Raw genomic sequence first — 18,549 nt, forward strand, 5'->3', positions numbered from 1 at the left:
CCGTCATTTGTCCAGCCAAACCCCTCAACCGGCTCCGCCGTCCCGCGCCCTGCGCTGGGCGGTGGCGGGCTCGGTGGTCGTTATGATCGCCGCCGGTGGTCTATTTTATTACGCCTCGCAATTGGCCGCCGCCAAACGCCAGACCCACCACGATGAAATCACCGTGACCATTCACGGTCACGCCTGTGAACCCAACGCACTCACCGTGCCCGCCGGGCGCGCAAGCTTTCGTATCATCAACCGCTCCGAACGGGCGGTGGAGTGGGAAATTCTCGACGGCGTGCTGGTGATCGAAGAACGCGAAAATATCGCGCCGGGCTTGAGCCAAGTGATCAATGCCAACTTGCTGCCCGGCGACTACGCGATCACCTGCGGCTTGCTGAGCAACCCGCGTGGCACCTTGCACGTGACGCCGACGGCGGAGTCCGACGCCAAGGCCAAGGCCAAGCCGTCGATGGTGGCGTTTATCGGCCCGCTGTCGGAGTTCCGCGTGTACCTGAGCGGCCAAGGCAGTGCACTGATCACCGCCGTCACCGCCCTGGCGCAAGCCGTCGAGGCCGGTGATTTGGCCCAGGCGCAGGCGCTGTATGTGCCAGCGCGTGAGGCCTACCAGCGCCTGGCGCCAGCGTCGCAACGCTTGGCCGAGTTGGACAACGCGATCAACGCGCGCGCCGACTACTTTGAAAAACGCGAGCAAGACCCGGCCTTCACTGGCTTCCATCGCCTGGAATACAGCCTGTTCCAACAGCGCAGCCTGGACGGGCTGGCGCCAATTGCCCAAGCCCTGGTCAGCGACGTCACGCGCCTCAAGCAACAACTGCTCGCCCAGTCGCTGCCACCGGAACAACTGGTGAGCATTGTGGTGCGCAACCTCAACAGCCTGGCGGATGTGCGCGCGGCCAGCGGTGAAGAAGAACGCTACAGCCACATCGACCTCAACGGCTTTGCCGCCAACCTGCAAGCCGCGCACAAGGTGGTCGAGCTGATGCGGCCGTTGCTGAGCAAGTCGGCGGCTAACGTGTTGAGCAACGTCGACAGCGCGCTTGAGGCGTTCGATGCACAACTGAACAGCTTGAAAGTCGACGGCCACTACCGCCGCTACGACAGCGTGACCGCCGATCAGCGCAAGCAGATCGCCGACAAGGCCAAGGCTCTGGCCGTTGCACTCGATGGAATCGACCCCGCCCTTGGCCTTTCCGGCCTGCAGTGAAGACGACCGCACACATGAGTGATTCAGAACAATTTTCCGCACAACGTCGCCGTGTCTTGCTGGGCATGGCGGCCACCGGCGCGGCTATTGCCGGTAGCAGCCTGAGCTGCCCGGCGCTGGCCGCCGCTGCCGAGCAGGTCACCACTGCGCCGCGCAGTGACAAGACGCAGGACCACCACGACTTTTTCGGCAAGCACCAAACCGGCATCGTCACGCCGCGCCCGGCCTGCGGCATGCTGGTGGCGTTCGACGTATTGGCCAGCGACCGTGAAGACCTCGAACGGTTGTTCCGCACCTTGAACGAGCGCATCAGCTTCCTGATGACCGGCGGCACCGTGCCGCAGGTCGACCCGAAGCTGCCGCCCACCGACTCGGGCATTCTAGGCCCGGTGGTCACGCCGGATAACCTGACCATTACCGTCTCGGTCGGCGAGTCGCTGTTTGATGAGCGCTTCGGCCTGACTGCAGTCAAACCCAAGCGCCTGACGCGCATGGTGGGGTTTCCCAACGATGCGCTGGAACCGGCGCAGTGCCACGGCGACCTGAGCCTGCAATTTTGCTCGAACACCACCGACACCAATATCCACGCCCTGCGCGACATCGTGAAAAACCTGCCCGACCTGTTGCTGGTGCGCTGGAAACAGGAAGGCAGCGTGCCGCCTCAAGCCCCGGCCAAACCTGGCGAACCTGCGCAGAGCGCGCGTAACTTCCTGGGCTTTCGTGACGGTTCGGCCAACCCGGACTCCAACGACGACAAGAGCATGGACCAGATTGTCTGGGTGCAACCGGCCAGTGACGAACCGGCCTGGGCCGCCAATGGCAGCTACCAGGCGGTGCGCATCATCCGCAACTTCGTCGAGCGCTGGGACCGCACGCCGCTGCAAGAGCAGGAAAGCATCATCGGCCGCGTCAAAACCACGGGCGCGCCGATGGACGGCCAGCAAGAATCGCAAGTGCCGGACTACAGCAAAGACCCGCACGGCAAGTTGACCAAGCTCGATGCGCACATCCGCCTGGCCAACCCGCGCACCGCGCAAACACAGGCCAACCTGATTCTGCGTCGGCCGTTCAACTACTCCAACGGCGTCAATAAAAACGGTCAGCTGGACATGGGGCTGCTGTTCATCTGCTACCAGGCTGACCTGGAGAAAGGCTTTATCAGCGTGCAAACCCGGCTCAACGGCGAGCCGCTGGAGGAATACCTCAAGCCGGTCGGCGGCGGGTACTTCTTCACCTTGCCAGGCGTCACCGGGCCCAAGGATTTCATTGGGCGCACGTTGCTCGCTGCAACGCACCCGCAAACCACTGCCAATACTTAAAACACACCAGAGCGCACACCTCCCATGAAGAAGTCGACTATCGCGTTGTCGTTGTTAATGACCCTTTCGCCGCTGGCAGCGTTCGCCGCCACCGCGCCGCTGGACCTGGTAGGCCCGGTGTCGGATTACAAGATTTACGTCACCGAAGAAATCGCTGAACTGGTCACGCAGACCAAGGCGTTCACCGACGCCATCAACCAGGGCGACCTGGCCACCGCCAAGAAGCTTTACGCGCCAACCCGCGTTCACTACGAGTCCATCGAGCCGATCGCCGAGCTGTTCAGTGACCTCGACGCCTCAATCGATTCGCGCGTTGATGACCACGAAAAAGGCGTAACCGCTGAAGACTTCACCGGCTTCCACCGCATCGAATACACGCTGTTCTCGCAGAACACCACCAAAGGCCTGGAAACCCTGACCGCCAAGCTCAACACCGACGTCAACGACCTTAAAACCCGTGTCGACGGCCTGACCTTCCCACCCGAAAAGGTCGTGGGCGGCGCCGCTGCGCTGCTGGAAGAAGTCGCTGCGACCAAGATCTCCGGTGAAGAAGACCGCTACAGCCACACCGACCTGTACGACTTCCAGGGCAACATTGACGGCGCGAAAAAAATCGTCGACCTGTTCCGCGGCCAGATCGAGAAACAAGACAAAGCCTTCCTGGCCAAGGTCGACAAGAACTTCGCCAGCGTCGACAAGGTGTTGGCCAAGTACAAAACCAGGGATGGCGGGTTTGAGACCTACGACAAGGTCAAGGAAAACGACCGTAAAGCCCTGGTGGGCCCGGTCAACACCTTGGCTGAAGACCTGTCGACCCTGCGCGGCAAGTTGGGTTTGAACTAAGTCTAAGTCAGCCCAGGCCATCAGAGACGTCAGTGTGCGCAGCGCTATGACTGACACTGCCCGACAGCGCAACCGATCAATCGGCATCGGTTGCGCCCCTCGCAAGTTTAGCGATTTGCCGTGTGGATCAAGCGTCAACTCGATTCGGGGGTGAACTGCTCCAGGGGTACCCCTTCCGGCCTATGACTGACGGGGTTGATGGCGTACCACGAGCCGTTTTTCTGAACCGCAATAACCTCCTGGTTTGCACTCAAGCCTTTCCTGGCGCCCGGCCACTGGCTGTCGGGTTGATGGGTACCCTGCACCGTATCCCACGCCCCCAAAGACCATCGCAACTGCTCGAAAGCTTTGACTGGCAGGTACACATCGTAGGCGATATTAACCGGGATTACGTCGCCGAGCCTCTTCCACACACGCACGCCGTTCGGCCCCGCACGGATAAGCGCAGGGACGTTTTCCAAGGGGTTGAACACACCGCGAATAAATGACGCGCCGCCTTTCAGCCCGGCCATGCTGAATGGCTTGCCGCTGAAAGGAATCAACATTTTTAAACCCTTGCCAAAAAGCTTTGCCCCGGCCAGCCCACCGGTAGCCAGGAAAGACGCAAGGTCGATCAGCAAGCCTTTCACCCCAGCCTCGATTTTACCCTCCACCAAATCGGCAATGGCACCCACAAAAGGGATCAGGCTTATGACCTTGCGGGCATTTTCAGCCGTGAATGGGTTGGCAAAGGTACGCCCTTGTAACGCTGTCGGTTCGTTGGCATGCGCTATCCGCGCTTCACGGTTGTCATCAAAGCTGTGGGCCAACAACCTGTCTACGATCTTCGACGTCTTGCCAGAAAAAAATGAGTTGGGTAGCAGGGCCTTGTTGTCAGGCGTTGGTGTCTCTGGCAACTCGGCGCCGAGACGCTCGATAATCACCGTCGATTGCGCGCCAGAACGTGGCGCAGAGCCTGTGCTATAGGCATCAAAATCAAACCCTTGCAGCCTGCCATTGCGGATTACAGGGCCAAGGTAATGATGAGGTCCAGCGCTTACTATTCGGTTTTCCACCTTCCCGTCGAGCTGCAACTCAACGGGCAAATCGGTTCGCTTGACCATTTTCATTGAACCCGGAAAAACCTCGTAGTAACCGAACTTTGGCCAAACTGCGTCGGTTTCATAACGCAACAAGAGGCCATGCGTGCCCTTGCTTTTTTCAACGTTCGAGTTTTGCCCCAGATCGACCTGCAGAGTGTCCCCGGTGGTTTTGCGCAGGCTGTAGAACGTGATCTTGCCCACCTCCAGCGCCTTGCGCTCGTTCAATGGTAAATCGGCGATCATCAGCTTCAATGCCGTGGCTTGGGCCGCGCGGGTATCGGTGATGAATTTATCAACAGCAGGCACCACTAAAGGTTTAAGGTCAGGCAGTTGATCGAGACGTTCCCTGAAAGCAGCAAGGGAAATATTCGGATGAATAAACTCATCAGTCACCCAGCTCTCGTCTTCACCAAATGGCGGATTACCCTCCACCAGATTCTTCAGGACTATATCGACCAACGACGTCGGCCTCCGGTAAATAAACGGCGTCGAATTAGGGTAATCCACAAGAGATCTGGAGTTAGCCGCGTTTGCTGAAAAATCGGGGTACTTTTTCAGCGTTATTTGACTAATGTCCTGCTCGCTCATCTCTGGGAACAACTTGGCCAGTTGCTGCAGCAACACGCTCCTTTGGGTAGGCGACTCGCTCGATAAGGTACCGAATGCCTCACTCGTTTGGTTTTCGCGCGTGGTAAAGGCCTTTGCCGCCGCCGCGTAATCGCCCGCCGAGTATTTACCGTCTGAAGTCGCGGGAAAAATGCCCGCCATTACCGCCCAGTCCAGCAGCGCCTGGGTGCTCAGCTCTTTGATCAGCGCTTCTTGTTTTGGCCCCCCGCCGTCCTGGCGTGCCAGCGCCATTGCTTGCGTAAGGTTCATACGTGAGTCGCCCGCGATTGCACTCCCCAGGCGAAGGTTCATCCAGCCTGTCGACCCGACCTTGATGTTTTCCGGGTCCCGGTTGAGAATCCGGGCGGTATCGGCAGGTACCGTTGGGTCTTTCTTGACCAACATCTCCGGTGCCGACTGGGCCAAAAACAGGTGGGCCATCAGTGATGCGTGCTTCGGGTCAACCCCTTTGCTTTGGAGATGCTTCTCCACCTCATCACGGACTTCTTTAAGCGTGCGGCCCATATTGCCCGGTTGATAGAGCTCATACCCGGCCACAGTGCCCGTCATGCCGGGCATAGGCATATCCACACTGGATTTCATGGCCGTGGCCAATAGTTGATGGCGGTCGGCCCTTGAAAGCGCTTGCCCATCGGACACGGCATAGTGCTTGAGGGACTTGGCAATGCCTTCGGCCACGGCGATGGCCTGCGCAGAATCAAAAAAAGCTGCGAGCTGATTGTCCGGGTCGGGATAATTCTGGAAGCCGTGGGTGCTGACGGAAAAGTCCTTTAACAACGCCATGACCTGCGTCGATGCCTTTTTCAAGAGGCTACCTGCCTCGGCAGGTAACGTGCCATGCGCCGGCGAATAAGGCGTCATGCCCGCATAGTCGCCTGCCAACGGGGCATCCGCCAGTTGAATGCCAAGCCATCCCAGCGCACCGCGTAACTGGCCAACGGTGTGCGGAGTGTCGAGGGCATACAGCGCAAAGGCCTGGCGAGCGTCATAGCTGCGCGTGGAGTACAAAGCGTTGCCGGTTTTCTCGCTCATGGTTACTAACTGGTCGAAATCCGTATTCATCTTGCGAGCGCTAAGCCCATCTGCGTCGTCAACCCTTGACGTCTGCTCGACCTCAGCGTCGAACGCCTGCTGCAACGAGACCCAATCACCTGCGAGATTACGCATCTGCAGGTCGCCCGCAGATAGCCTGAACTCACTCATCTTCACCTCACTGCCGGGAAGATCAAACCCGGCCTTCTTGAGAAAGGCTTGAAATGTCGGTGACACAAGGAACTCAAGGAACCGTTTACGCGGCTGTTTACTGCGCCGGTCCAGAGCAGAGCCAGGCCCAGCAACCACGACCTGCGTTTCCAGGTTCAACAGGTTAGTGTCGGGTTCGCCTTCGAATTGAGATCGAAATTGCTCTACCAGCCGCGTGCGTATGGCACTGTCCTCGCGGTGTTGGGACAGCTGTTTAAACTGCCCCGCCCACTCAGCGCGTTGCGTTTGTGCGACCTCGGGCCACCCGCTCTGCGAGAGTTTTTTGCCCAGTTGCGGCGCAGACTTTTCATTCAGGGGCGGCTTTACTCCGTAAAAGCCGAGGAACACATCAGGGCTGATTGCACTGTAATTCGGACTCGGGCCTGGGTTGCCGGGCAGGCCCAGGTCATTGGGCGAGAGCACTTTTTGCACATAGCCGATGCTTTTGCTGACTTGCCCCCAGCCCGATCCATCCGTAATGGAAAAACGTTGAAAGGTTTCTTTACCATCGCGCACTACCACGCCCACCACGTAATCGCTGAATACCCGCACCGTCTGGGGCTTCAGGTGTTGGGTTTTGAACCATGCCTGTACGGCTGGCTCATTGATAGCGTGGTAGTACATCTCGATGAAGGGTGTGATAGAGGCTTTTTTTGGAATGTCTTTTTTATTCGCTTCGCCAGTTTTCAACCACTGAACCAGGATTTTCTGCAACCGAATGTCCGCCATCTTGGCGTCAACCGTGGCAGGGTAACTGCCCTTAAGGTTACTTTTATTGACGGGCGCCGCCGCTGGTTGATCGGCAGTATCGCGCCTGGCTCGACCTGCCGGTTGCTCCAGGCTCAATTGACGCAGTGATGACGTTGCACTGAAGGATTGATTATGAGAAGGGCTGAACGCTACAGCCGGGTGCGGGGGCGCCACGGGGTTATCGGCGGGTGGCAAGAGCGGTGCAGGGTTCTGTGGAGTTGATGCCTGGCTAAAAATCGTTAAGGTATTTTTTGTTTGGATTGCCGACATTTCTACGGGTCTCTATCGAAGGGATCAGAGTCCTTGTCCATAAGAACAGTCGATAGAAAGCGTATGAAAAAACAAGCCGGCACAGCATAGGCAAACTCGCACTGCACCCAGGAAAACAGCCTGACGCTAATACTGCCAGGCCTGCTTCCATTTACCGTGCCAAGCGCTATGGCTTACAAAATGCGGTAAAGCAACCGTTCAATGCGCACCCGGCTGACCCGTCGCAGGAACTTGCCGACCGCTTGCGGGTAATCCACCAGCGTCTGCAACTGCTGGTAACCCGCGATGCGCGTGGCGTGCTGGAAAATATTCGCCAGTTCGGCACGCCGTGGTGCCAGCCACTCGCCTTGTGGGTCGTCGATCAGCAGGGCATTTTCCAGATCGAGGCGGAACGCCCGGGGGTTGAGGTTGTTGCCGGTAAGCAAGGTGTAACGCTGGTCAACCCACAGGCCTTTGAGGTGGTAGGTGTTATCGCCGTCGCGCCACAGGTGCAGGTTCAACTGGCCGCTGTCGATCATCGGCTGATGACGCTTGGCGAAACGCCGCAGGCTGATTTCATACAGGTAAGGCAACGCTGCGATGACCTTGAACGGCTCGCTGGGCGGAATGTAGAAATCGTTGGCGGTTTTGTCACCGACGATGATGTCGATCTTCACCCCGCGCGCCAGGGCGCGGTTGATCTCGCGGGTCACCGGCAGCGGCAAATTGAAGTACGGCGTGCAGAGGGTCAACTGGTGCTGGGCACTTGCGATCAGTTCGAGGATTACCCGGTTCAGCGGGTTGTTTTTGCCGACACCGAGCAACGGGCTCACCGACATGTGGCCATTGGGCAAGAGGCCCTTGGTGGTGTCGTAGGTCGCGTGCTTGAGGCGGCTGCGCAGGTCGCCAATGTCGTTGCGCAAACTGCGGGTGGTGGGCGGGTTGGGCAAGTCCAGGCGATGCACTGCCCTGGAGGCCAACAGGCCGTGTTCCAACAGGTGCTGCATCGAATCCGCCAGCGGCGCGCTGTGGATCAGGTGGTAGCGGTCATAGCGGTATTTGTCGAACTTGTGCAAGTACACGTTGTTCAAACTGGCGCCGCTGTACAGCACACTGTCGTCGATCACAAAACCCTTCAGGTGCAGCACGCCGAACAACTCGCGGGTCTGCACCGGAACGCCGTACACCGGTACTTCACTGGCGTGCGCCTGGGTCATGGCCTGATACCAGGCGCTGTTGCCCGGCTGCTTGCCGGCGCCGATCAAGCCGCGCTGGGCGCGCAACGAGTCGACCACCACCACCACGTCCAATTCGGGCCGCGCGGCCTTGGCGGCGTGCAACGCGTCGTAGATTTCCTGCCCGGCTTCATCGTGCTGCAAGTACAGCGCGACGATGTAGATGCGCCGCGTGGCGTGGGGGATTTTTTCCAGCAGGCATCGACGAAACTCAGCGGCGCCGGACAGCACCTCCAGTGTCTCGGGAGACACTGGGAAACCGCGCAGTTTAGGCAACAGGGAGCGTTTGAAGAACGACGGCATAAGGCTCGCAATGGGTCGAATCCGAAGAGGCCCAAAGCTTACACCATGGGGCTGCTCAGGTCTCGCCGGGGAACATGGAAAAAATAAATTGACCATGAAGAACGATCGTTCTAGTGTTCGCAACATGAACGACATAGCCCACAATGAAACCCGCGACATTATTCTCGATGTGACCGAGAAGTTGATCTATCGGCACGGCATCGCCGCCACCGGCATGGCGTTACTGGTAAAAACCGCCGGTGTCTCGCGCAAGAGTATTTACCATTACTTCGCCAACAAAGATGAGTTGGTGCTCGCCGCCCTGCAACGTCGCGACGAACGCTGGATGCAGTGGCTGCGCGAGGAAGTGCAACGCCGCGAAGGCAGCGGCGAGCGCTTGCTGGCGCTGTTCAGCGCGCTTAAAGCCTGGTTCGACTCAGCAGACTTTCGCGGTTGCGCCTTCATCAACACCAGTGGTGAAACCGGCAATGCACAAGACCCGGTGCGTCTGCTGGCCAAGGCGCATAAACAAAAACTGTTCGAGTACGCACTCGAACTGTGTAAAGCGCATGGCAGCTGCGCCCCCGAACAGCAGGCCGCGCAACTGCTGATACTGATCGATGGCGCGATAACCGTCGCGCTGGTCATGGGCGATTCCAGCGCGGCTGATAATGCGCAATGCATGGCGCGAAAATTGTTCGGCCTGTGAACGCAGGCCTTTGCAACCGTCGATAACCCTTACTATTTCAGGAGTTGCCCCATGTCATCTGACGCAGAAGCACGCCCACCGTTGCCGCCGTTTACCCGCGAGTCAGCGATTGAGAAAGTCCGCCTCGCCGAAGACGGCTGGAACTCCCGAGACCCGCAACGGGTGTCGTTGGCGTACACCCTGGACACGCAGTGGCGTAACCGCGCCGAGTTTGTGCAGAACCGCGAACAAGCCAAAGGCTTCCTGACCCGTAAATGGGCCAGGGAATTGGACTATCGGCTGATCAAGGAGTTGTGGGCGTTCGGTGGAAACCGTATCGCCGTGCGGTATGCCTATGAATGGCACGACGACTCCGGCAACTGGTTCCGCTCTTACGGCAATGAAAACTGGGAGTTTGACCAGAACGGCCTGATGGCCAAGCGGTTTGCCTGCATTAACGATCTGCCGATCGAGGCCAGCGAGCGCAAGTTTCACTGGCCGCTGGGGCGGCGCCCGGATGATCATCCGGGGTTGTCGGACCTCGGGCTTTAAGGCCCACCTGTGGGAGCGGGCTTGCTCGCGATGCAGGCACCTCGGTATATCAGCCAAACCGAGTTGACGGCATCGCGAGCAAGCCCGCTCCCACAAAGGCGCTGGCGTTAGTTCTGGTTCAAGCCCACCCGATACAACACACCATCATCCTCATCCGTCAGCACATACAGATACCCATCCGGCCCCTGCCGCACGTCTCGGATACGCGCATTCAAACCGCCCAGCAAGCGTTCCTCATGCACCACCTTGTCGCCATCAAACTGCAAACGAATCAGCTCCTGACTCGCCAACGCACCGATAAAAACATTGTGCTGCCACGGCTTGAACCGGTCAGCGTCGTAAAACGCCATACCCGAAATACCCGGTGACTTTTCCCAGACATGATGCGGCTGCACGGTGCCCTCAACCTCCTTGCCCTTGGCCTCGGGAATCGGCGTCAGGGAATAGTTGATGCCGTGCGTCGCCAGCGGCCAACCATAATTCTTGCCACGCTCGATGATGTTGATTTCATCACCGCCACGCGGCCCATGTTCGTTTTCCCAGATCGTCCCACTCCAGGGGTTCAACGCCAGCCCCTGCGGATTGCGCTGACCATACGACCAGATTTCCGGTCGCACGCCCGCCTGACCGACAAACGGATTGTCATCCGGCACACGGCCGTCCGGGTAAATGCGCACCACCTTGCCTTGCAACTTGTCCAGGTCCTGGGCGGTCGGCCGGTCGTTATTCTCGCCCAGCGTCACAAACAGATAACCATCACGGTCAAACGCCAAACGCGAGCCGAAGTGATTGCCGGTGGACAGCTTGGGCTCCTGGCGCAGGATCACCTTAAAATCTTTCAAGCCGCTTAAATCATCGGCCAAACGCCCACGCCCAACAGCGGTGCCGGCCTTGCCGCCCTCACCGCCGCCCTCGGCGTACGACAGGTAAACCATGCGGTCTTGCTTGAAGTCCGGCGACAGCACCACATCCAGCAAACCGCCCTGCCCTTTGGCCCATACCTGCGGCACACCCGTTAACGGCGCAGAAAGCTTGCCGTCAGGGCTCACAAAGCGCAGGTGGCCGGGGCGTTCGGTCACCAAAAAGCCTTGCTTGTCCGGGAGAAACGCCACGGCCCAAGGGTGGTCCAGGCCTTTGGCAATTGGGGTTGCGGTGACACTGCCCTGCTCACTCGGAAACTGCTGGGCATCGGCTGCAAAAACCGCCGTGACCGGCAGCAGCGAGGTGGCACACAGTGCGGCTAGAAGCGTTTTGCGTAGCAACATTAGACGGAGTCCTTACCGGCGATTGCCGTTGGCATCGTAAGTGGGGGCTTTGGTTTCGGTTTTTGGACGGCTGGGCGCGGCGTCGCGCTTGGGATAGCTATTGCCGATACCGCCGTTTTGCAACGTGGGTGCGGGGCTGCTCGGCCCGGTCTGAATGCCGCGGGTGGCCGGCGCATTGGGCTGGGTGCCCTGCATGCTGTTGGGGTTGGCCCGATGAATAGGGCTGTTATTGGAGTCGTAGCTGCCGGGCAGGGTTTGCGCCTGGGCCAACGAGGTGAATGCCAAGCCCAACGCCAGCACGGCCAGGTGACGCACACAACTGTTCATAACAAAGCCTCTCTTGAGCGAGTGGTACGTGCTTTCGATAACACGCTACGCCTTGGGTTCGGCTTTCGACACTAAATACTTCCTCATCAGGTGTAACACGATTTGTCCACGCATCTGCCCGCCGAAACTTTTGCCAGCGCCTGCTAGTCACCAGAACACAGTCTTTTTGCAAGGAGTCGCAAGCATGCCACGGGCAATCTGGAAGGGCGCAATCAGTTTTGGCTTGGTTCACATCCCGGTATCACTGGTTTCCGCCACGTCGTCACAAGGCGTTGATTTTGATTGGCTGGACAAACGCAGCATGGACCCGGTCGGTTACAAGCGCATCAACAAGACCACCGGCAAGGAAGTCACCAAAGAGAATATCGTCAAGGGCGTGGCCTTCGAAAAAGGCCGCTATGTGGTGCTCAGCGAGGACGAGATTCGCTCGGCGCACCCCAAGTCCACGCAGACCATTGAGATCATCGCGTTTGTCGCAGGCGAGCAGATCCCTTTGCAAAATATCGACACGCCCTACTTCCTGGCCCCGGACAAACGCGGCGGCAAGGTCTACGCCTTATTGCGCGAAACCCTGAAAAAAACCGGCAAAGTGGCGCTGGCTAACGTGGTGTTGCACACCAAGCAACATCTGGCGGCGGTCATGCCGCTGGATTCGGCGCTGGTGCTGGTAATGCTGCGCTGGCCCGCCGAAGTGCGCAGCCTGGACGAGCTGGAATTAAGCGCCGATGTGACCAAACCGAGCTTGGCCAAAGGCGAGTTGGACATGGCCAAACGCCTGGTGGAAGACATGAGCGCAGACTGGCAGCCGGACGAGTACCGCGACAGCTTCCAGGACAAGATCATGGCGCTGGTGGCCAAGAAGGCCAAGGCCGGCAAGATCGAAAATGTCGAAGACCAGGAAGACAGCGAAACGCGCCAGTCGGCCGATGTCATCGACCTGACCGAGTTGCTCAAGCGCAGCCTGGCGGGTAAACCTGCGGCCAAGTCCACGGCGAAAAAACCAGCGGCAAAAAAGGCCGCTAAAAAGGCTTCTTAAGCCTGCCCTACGCCGGAGAACGACATGGCAAAGCCCCTGAGCGAATACCAGCGCAAACGTGATTTCCAGATCACCGCCGAGCCCTCTGGCAGCGCAACCACAGGCAAACGCGCGGCGTCGGCGCTGTCATTCGTGATTCAAAAACACGACGCGCGCAACCTGCACTATGACTTTCGCCTGGAACTCGATGGCGTGCTCCTAAGCTGGGCCGTGCCCAAAGGCCCAAGCCTGGACCCGAGCCAAAAACGCCTGGCGGTACACGTTGAAGATCATCCGCTGGGCTATGGCGATTTCGAGGGCAGTATTCCAGCCGGCCAATATGGCGCAGGCGATGTGATCGTGTGGGACCGTGGCGTTTGGCAGCCGCACGACGATCCGCACAAGGCGTATGCCGCCGGCAAGCTCAAATTCACCCTGGTCGGTGAAAAACTCGCCGGCGACTGGGCGCTGGTGCGCACGCGCCTTAAAGGCAGCGGCGACAAGGAGCAATGGTTGCTGATCAAGGAAAAAGACCAGCAAGCGCGTGCGGCGGCCGACTACGACATCCTCAAGGACCAGCCGAAAAGTGTGCTCAGCGACGCCTCGGTCGGCACACCCAAAGCGCGTGCAAAACGCCCCAAAGCCTCCGCGGCTAAAACCCGCCAAGCCCTCCCCGAGCAATTCACGCCGCAACTGGCAACCCTGGTCGACCGCGCCCCCGACGGCGATTGGCACTACGAAATCAAATTCGACGGCTACCGCATGCTCGCGCGGATCCGCGACGGCGAGGTGCGCCTGTTTACGCGCAACGGGCATGACTGGACCGACCGCCTGCCGCGTCAGGTCAAGGCCTTGCAAGCGCTGAAGCTGGGCGACAGTTGGCTGGACGGTGAAGTGGTCAGCCTCAATGACGACGGCTTGCCGGATTTCCAGGCGCTGCAAAACGCGTTCGAGGTCGGCCGCAGCCTGGACATCGTGTATTACTTGTTCGACGCGCCGTTTCTGGAGGGCCAGGATCAGCGTGAGGCCCCTGTAGAGGCGCGCCGCGCGGCGCTCAAGTCCGCGCTATCGAGTAGTCGCAGCAAGCTGCTGCGGTTCTCAGAAGCGTTTGTCGCCAACCAGCGCGACATCTTCGAAAGTGCTTGCGACCTCGCACTCGAAGGCCTGATCGGCAAACGCCTGGGCAGCCCGTATGTGTCGAGCCGCAGCACCGACTGGATCAAACTCAAATGTCGCGTGCGCCAGGAGTTCGTGATTGTCGGCTACACCCGGCCACAAGGCTCGCGCAGTGGCTTTGGCGCGCTGCTGCTGGCGGTCAATGATGATACGGGGCTGGTGTACGCCGGGCGCGTGGGCACTGGTTTCGACCAAGCGGCACTGCAGGCGGTTTATGCGCAACTCAAACCGTTGGAGCGCAAAACTTCACCGCTGCAAAAACCGCTGACCAGCCCCCAGGCGCGCGGCGTGCACTGGGTTGAGCCGAGCACGGCGTGCGAGGTGAATTTTGCCGAATGGACCCGCGAGGGTGTGGTACGCCACGCCTCGTTCATTGCGCTGCGCAGCGACAAACCGGTGGCGCAGATCATCCATGAACAGCCACGCAAGGCCAGCTCGGTTAAACCGGCAGCACCCGCGAAAAAACTCAGCGGCGGCGTAAACATCACTCACCCGGAGCGGGTGATTGACGCGCAAAGCGCAACGCAAAAACATCAGTTGGCGGCGTTTTACCAGAATATCAGCGAGTGGATATTGCCCTTCCTGCGCCATCGCCCGGTCTCACTGCTGCGCGCACCCGAAGGCATTGACGGCGAGCAATTCTTCCAAAAACACTCGGAGCACCTGGCCATTCCGCACATCAAGCAGTTGGACCCGGCGCTGGACCCAGGCCATGCACGTCTGATGGAAATCGATCAGCCAGGCGCGCTGATCGGCGCCGTGCAGATGGGCACCATTGAACTGCACACGTGGGGCGCCACCTCGGACAAAATCGAAACCCCTGACCTGTTTGTGCTCGACCTCGACCCGGACCCGGCGCTGCCGTGGAAAACCATGCTGGAGGCCGCGCAACTGACGTTGTCGGTGCTTGATGAGCTGGGGCTGGCAGCGTACGTCAAGACCAGCGGCGGCAAAGGCTTGCACCTGATCGTGCCGCTCGCGCGCCGGGATGACTGGGGCACAGTAAAGGCCTTCGCCAAGGCCATCGCTCAGTTCATGACGCAGCAACTGCCCGAACGCTTTACCGCGACTTCCGGCCCGAAAAACCGCATCGGCAAGATCTTCATCGACTACCTGCGTAACGCGCGCGGCGCCAGCACCGTAGCGGCTTACTCCGTGCGTGCGCGGCCAGGCCTGCCGGTGTCGGTGCCGGTGAGTCGAGAGGAGTTAAAGGGCTTGCGCGGTGCCCAACAATGGACCGTGGCCAACCTGCATGAGCGGTTGGCGCACCTGAAAGAAGACCCATGGGCCGGTTATGCCAACCGGCAAAAGATCAGCAAGAAGATGTGGGACAAGCTCGGCGCGAAACCACCGGCGTGATTCGCGCCCAACGTTGCGTTAGATATAGATAAAGATCAGCGCCAATCCCGCAAAAATCGCCCACTTTTCCAGGTAGTAACGCGTGCGGTTGCGCTTTTTCAGTTCTTTGCCGCGCAGGCGAATCTTGTACAGGCGCGTGAACGCTCGATTCAAGCCGCCGGTCTTGTCGCCTGCATCATTCGGCGAACCCGCCGACGCCATCACATTACGGCTGAACCAGCGGTTGAACGCCGCCGCCCAGCGGTACTTCATGGGCCGCTCGATATCGCAAAACAAAATGATGCGGTTCTGCTGCGTGGTGTTTTCCGCGTAGTGAATGTAGGTCTCGTCAAACATCACCGGCTCGCCATCGCGCCAGTAATAGCTTTCGCCATCCACGTTGATGTAGCAGCCGGGGTCGTTAGGTGTATCCAGACCCAAGTGATAGCGGTAGGAGCCGGCGTACGGGTCGCGGTGGCGAACCAGCTTGGAGCCCGGCGGCAGCTCGGCAAACATGGCGGCCTTGATCGAACCGATGCTCTGCACCAGTTCAGTCGTGCGCGGGCACAGCTTCATCGCCGACGGGTGACTGTCGCCATACCACTTGAGGTAAAAACGCTTCCAGCCCGACTTGAAGAACGAGTTGAAACCCACATCGTTGTACTGCTCGGAACGCTTGATCTCGCCGGCGCGCATCAGGTTCTGGGCTTCCTCGCGGATCTCCTGCCAGTGCTCCTGCAACGGGCTCAAATCAGGAAAGTCGCCGGGTGCCAGATAGGGCCGGCTTGGCTGCCTGGAAAACAGGTAGAGGAAGCAGTTGATCGGCGCCAGGAACGTCGAATGATCGCTAAGCTGGCGACCCAACTTGTGTCGCACCCGGCCGCGCAGGTGTACATACGCAATGCAGGCAACGTAGAGAAAAACAATGATGAGTTTCAAGAGATTCGTCACATGTCAGTAGAAAACAGGCTGCTCCTGCGTGCCCACAACGGCCGAGGATTGAAGATGCAGCACCTGAGTTCACAATTCACAAATACGCGGCATTAGCGGTTTGTCGACAACCGATTCATGGCCATTGGCAGTTATTTAGCCACAGTTTGTAACCAAAGGTTAGCTAAGATTTGTGAAAAGCTGTCTATGGAACCGATAGATTTGCCCGTGGGCAGGTGTTGGCACCCGCCCACTGCCCGCCCTGTTTACGGCAGCGGCTGATCATCCTTGCTCTCGTAGCGAGGCAAGCGGCCGTCGGTTAATGGCGAATGAGATTCAGCCTTTCGATGGCTCAAGATGAAGTAGCGCAACACCGCTATCAGCACGCCCAGGAACAGACCTGCGATCAAGCTGATAGCGATGATCAGCGATTTTTTCGGCTTGATCGGCGACAGCGGTTCCTGAGCTCGGCGGTCAACGGCCACCAGCTTCAAGTTAGTCATGTCGATATTCAGCGAACGCAAGCGCGCCACTTCAGCGCGGAGCGGTTGCACGTCCTGCAGGAAAATATCCTCGTTGGCGCGTTTTTGCAGAACCTCAACTTCACGGTTCGACTGCAGCAGTTGCAGTTCCTTGCCAATTTCAGCGATACGCGTGCTGGTGAAGTCATCGCTGGTGCGCTTTTGCAACGCGGCTTGCTCGGCTTCCAGGGCTTCGGTACCCATGAAATACAACGGAATTTTCTGGTTGTTGACCTCGGTGCGCATCACCTGATTGGAACCTGAACGCGTGGCATCGCCCATCGCCGACGGCGTGGTGGGTGTACGGATACCCATCGATTTGGCAATCGAGATCGCTTCGGCCAACTCTGCCAGGCGATCGCCGCGCTCCATTTTCATCTGCAGGCGCAGTGCGCTGAGTTCATCTTGCAACTGGGCACGTTTGAGCCTGTCGGCCTCAAGCAGCTTGGCGATCTTGGATTCTTTTTCGGTCTCGTAATTGGCGCGAGCGGCGTCGATCTTGCCTTTGAGTTCGCTCAAGCGGTTATTCACGATGACCTTGAGGTCGGCCCCCACCTGCTCACGTTCCGCCGCAATCGCGTAGTCGACAAACCCGTTGAGGATGGCCACGCCATCCACGTCCGACGGGTATTGCATCTCCAGACGGATGTAACTGGACAGCGAATCTGATTTCTTCGGGTCCGGCGCGATCACGTTGACCGCGTTCCGGTTGAAATCTTCAAAACTCTGCTCGAGGCTTTGCCCGGGCTTGCGAAAAGCCTGGAACAATTGTTCGTGGCTTTTGAAAAAATCCAGGCGCGCACCGTAGGAATCCAACTGAGCGCCGACTTTCGCCAGCGCGTCTGCGGGCGGCAGTTTGTAGACTTCCGAGCGGTTCAAGGCATCCAGTTCGTTGATCGCCGCAGGCCGTAACACACTGCTGACCTCATACACCTTGGGCGCCAAAAACGCATAGCTCGCGCCCAAGACTCCCACCAGGATAGTGCAACCCAACACCAGTTTTTTTTGCCGCCAAATCGAGTCAGCTACCTCAACCAAGTCAATTTCATCTGACACTGCAGGCACATTGAGCGAAGAAGTTCGATTCAAAATAAGAACACCTTAAAACTGATATTAAAAAGCCGCTACGCCCTGAACCCCGAATTTTCAGCCCGAATGGCCTGAGAATCAGAAACAACGCCCTAATCACAACTGGCTAATGGCACTCTGACCATTTCACTGCAGGAAAAGTCCGACGCCATTAGAGATTATTTCTACTGCATGTCAATCACTACAGAATAGCTTTCATGCGGGCGATCATGCTGCCGAAGGCATGCTGATGCAGGATAAATGGCTGGCAGCCGGAAAAATTTCGGCTTCAGGGCGCAGTTCCAGCGTGCTATCGATACAATTCCAGCTGTTTAACCTTTGGCACTTTTGCACTCATCCAGCGTTTAAGCCCTCAGCAAGAAGGAATTTGCATGCACGTTTCAGACCCGGACTATCAACAGCTTCAAGGCACGTGGGAACAAATAGCCCTGGAAGACAGCGGCGTGCTTAACCCCGCCGACGCGCACACTGCCCCCGGCGCAATCACCACCATTGCAGGCGACCAGTTCGAGGTGAAGACCGTTAATGGCGACGTGTTGCTGGCTGGCCGGTTTTTTCTGGACAGCACCACCGCGCCAAAAAGTATTACCTGGGTGGACGCCATGGGCGAAGACGCCGGCAAGGCATTGCCCGCCAGCTATCGCCTCGAAGGCGATGACTTCGTGTTTATTGCCGCAGATGAAGGCATGCCGCGACCGGCGGTATTCAGCACCGGGCCTGGGCAAACCATGCGCACTTTCGTACGCCGCCGCGCAAAACCGCTCGCCGATTAAAAGCACGGGGCGTAGCCGAAACTAATTTCAAGGCGT

At 58.7% G+C, this 18,549-nt stretch carries 14 protein-coding genes; 8 read left to right on the top strand and 6 right to left on the bottom strand.

What is annotated here, in order from left to right; genetic code table 11:
• Positions 1–7 precede the first annotated feature (7 nt).
• Genes efeO (AO240_RS12905) through efeO (AO240_RS12915) form a run of 3 tightly spaced genes read left to right on the top strand, consistent with a single transcriptional unit; the run spans position 8 to position 3,372 of the window.
• Positions 8–1,210 carry an iron uptake system protein EfeO gene (efeO, locus tag AO240_RS12905; RefSeq protein WP_099236807.1) on the top strand — a complete coding sequence of 401 codons (1,203 nt, stop codon included), beginning with the start codon at positions 8–10 and terminating at the stop codon, positions 1,208–1,210.
• Positions 1,211–1,224: 14 nt separating this feature from the next.
• A complete protein-coding gene (gene efeB, locus AO240_RS12910) occupies positions 1,225–2,529 on the top strand; it encodes an iron uptake transporter deferrochelatase/peroxidase subunit (RefSeq protein WP_099236884.1) in 1,305 nt (434 codons plus the stop codon).
• Positions 2,530–2,553: 24 nt separating this feature from the next.
• Complete coding sequence (gene efeO, locus AO240_RS12915) at positions 2,554–3,372, top strand: iron uptake system protein EfeO (protein ID WP_099236808.1); 819 nt, start codon at positions 2,554–2,556, stop codon at positions 3,370–3,372.
• A gap of 134 nt (positions 3,373–3,506) precedes the next feature.
• On the opposite strand, the gene AO240_RS12920 is transcribed toward efeO (AO240_RS12915), so the two are convergent.
• Both AO240_RS12920 and pssA read right to left on the bottom strand, forming a co-directional pair.
• Positions 3,507–7,343 carry a hypothetical protein gene (locus AO240_RS12920; protein WP_256585938.1) on the bottom strand — a complete coding sequence of 1,279 codons (3,837 nt, stop codon included), beginning with the start codon at positions 7,341–7,343 and terminating at the stop codon, positions 3,507–3,509.
• 173 nt (positions 7,344–7,516) lie between these two features.
• Positions 7,517–8,860 carry a CDP-diacylglycerol--serine O-phosphatidyltransferase gene (gene pssA / locus AO240_RS12925; protein ID WP_099236809.1) on the bottom strand — a complete coding sequence of 448 codons (1,344 nt, stop codon included), beginning with the start codon at positions 8,858–8,860 and terminating at the stop codon, positions 7,517–7,519.
• Between the two features lie 124 nt (positions 8,861–8,984).
• Here pssA and AO240_RS12930 point away from each other — a divergent pair, with 124 nt between their 5' ends.
• Both AO240_RS12930 and AO240_RS12935 read left to right on the top strand, forming a co-directional pair.
• Complete coding sequence (locus AO240_RS12930; RefSeq protein ID WP_099236810.1) at positions 8,985–9,548, top strand: TetR/AcrR family transcriptional regulator; 564 nt, start codon at positions 8,985–8,987, stop codon at positions 9,546–9,548.
• A 51-nt stretch (positions 9,549–9,599) separates the two neighbouring features.
• Entirely contained in the window at positions 9,600–10,079 is a 480-nt protein-coding gene (locus tag AO240_RS12935) for a nuclear transport factor 2 family protein (RefSeq protein ID WP_099236811.1), read from the top strand.
• Positions 10,080–10,186: 107 nt separating this feature from the next.
• Here the strand turns inward: AO240_RS12935 and AO240_RS12940 are convergent, their stop codons facing one another.
• Together AO240_RS12940 and AO240_RS12945 are read right to left on the bottom strand one after the other, a co-directional pair.
• Positions 10,187–11,344: a PQQ-dependent sugar dehydrogenase gene (locus AO240_RS12940; protein ID WP_099236812.1), complete on the bottom strand. Its 1,158-nt coding sequence runs from the start codon at positions 11,342–11,344 to the stop codon at positions 10,187–10,189.
• Positions 11,345–11,356: 12 nt separating this feature from the next.
• The gene (locus tag AO240_RS12945; RefSeq protein ID WP_099236813.1) at positions 11,357–11,671 is read right to left on the bottom strand and encodes a hypothetical protein; all 315 of its coding nucleotides are present in this window, start codon (positions 11,669–11,671) and stop codon (positions 11,357–11,359) included.
• 184 nt (positions 11,672–11,855) lie between these two features.
• Between AO240_RS12945 and AO240_RS12950 the strand changes: the two genes are divergently transcribed.
• Both AO240_RS12950 and ligD read left to right on the top strand, forming a co-directional pair.
• The gene (locus tag AO240_RS12950; protein WP_099236814.1) at positions 11,856–12,707 is read left to right on the top strand and encodes a Ku protein; all 852 of its coding nucleotides are present in this window, start codon (positions 11,856–11,858) and stop codon (positions 12,705–12,707) included.
• Positions 12,708–12,731: 24 nt separating this feature from the next.
• Positions 12,732–15,221, top strand: coding sequence for a DNA ligase D (gene ligD, locus AO240_RS12955; protein WP_099236815.1), 2,490 nt, complete (start codon positions 12,732–12,734; stop codon positions 15,219–15,221).
• 18 nt (positions 15,222–15,239) lie between these two features.
• Here the strand turns inward: ligD and lpxO are convergent, their stop codons facing one another.
• Both lpxO and AO240_RS12965 read right to left on the bottom strand, forming a co-directional pair.
• Positions 15,240–16,139, bottom strand: a complete 900-nt coding sequence (gene lpxO, locus AO240_RS12960; protein ID WP_099236816.1) for a lipid A hydroxylase LpxO — start codon at positions 16,137–16,139, stop codon at positions 15,240–15,242.
• Positions 16,140–16,396: 257 nt separating this feature from the next.
• Complete coding sequence (locus AO240_RS12965; protein ID WP_099236817.1) at positions 16,397–17,740, bottom strand: Wzz/FepE/Etk N-terminal domain-containing protein; 1,344 nt, start codon at positions 17,738–17,740, stop codon at positions 16,397–16,399.
• Between the two features lie 371 nt (positions 17,741–18,111).
• On the opposite strand from AO240_RS12965, the gene AO240_RS12970 reads away from it, so the two are divergent.
• The gene (locus AO240_RS12970) at positions 18,112–18,513 is read left to right on the top strand and encodes a TIGR03067 domain-containing protein (protein ID WP_099236818.1); all 402 of its coding nucleotides are present in this window, start codon (positions 18,112–18,114) and stop codon (positions 18,511–18,513) included.
• The last annotated feature ends 36 nt before the right edge of the window (positions 18,514–18,549 follow it).

This window comes from Pseudomonas sp. ICMP 460, assembly GCF_002723595.1.
GTDB lineage: Bacteria > Pseudomonadota > Gammaproteobacteria > Pseudomonadales > Pseudomonadaceae > Aquipseudomonas > Aquipseudomonas kitaguniensis.

Coding starts and splice junctions, on each gene's coding strand:
- efeB (WP_099236884.1), top strand. CDS start 1,225: ATGAGTGATTCAGAACAATTTTCCGCACAACGTCGCCGTGTCTTGCTG.
- efeO (WP_099236808.1), top strand. CDS start 2,554: ATGAAGAAGTCGACTATCGCGTTGTCGTTGTTAATGACCCTTTCGCCG.
- AO240_RS12920 (WP_256585938.1), bottom strand. CDS start 7,343: ATGTCGGCAATCCAAACAAAAAATACCTTAACGATTTTTAGCCAGGCA.
- pssA (WP_099236809.1), bottom strand. CDS start 8,860: ATGCCGTCGTTCTTCAAACGCTCCCTGTTGCCTAAACTGCGCGGTTTC.
- AO240_RS12930 (WP_099236810.1), top strand. CDS start 8,985: ATGAACGACATAGCCCACAATGAAACCCGCGACATTATTCTCGATGTG.
- AO240_RS12935 (WP_099236811.1), top strand. CDS start 9,600: ATGTCATCTGACGCAGAAGCACGCCCACCGTTGCCGCCGTTTACCCGC.
- AO240_RS12940 (WP_099236812.1), bottom strand. CDS start 11,344: ATGTTGCTACGCAAAACGCTTCTAGCCGCACTGTGTGCCACCTCGCTG.
- AO240_RS12945 (WP_099236813.1), bottom strand. CDS start 11,671: ATGAACAGTTGTGTGCGTCACCTGGCCGTGCTGGCGTTGGGCTTGGCA.
- AO240_RS12950 (WP_099236814.1), top strand. CDS start 11,856: ATGCCACGGGCAATCTGGAAGGGCGCAATCAGTTTTGGCTTGGTTCAC.
- ligD (WP_099236815.1), top strand. CDS start 12,732: ATGGCAAAGCCCCTGAGCGAATACCAGCGCAAACGTGATTTCCAGATC.
- AO240_RS12970 (WP_099236818.1), top strand. CDS start 18,112: ATGCACGTTTCAGACCCGGACTATCAACAGCTTCAAGGCACGTGGGAA.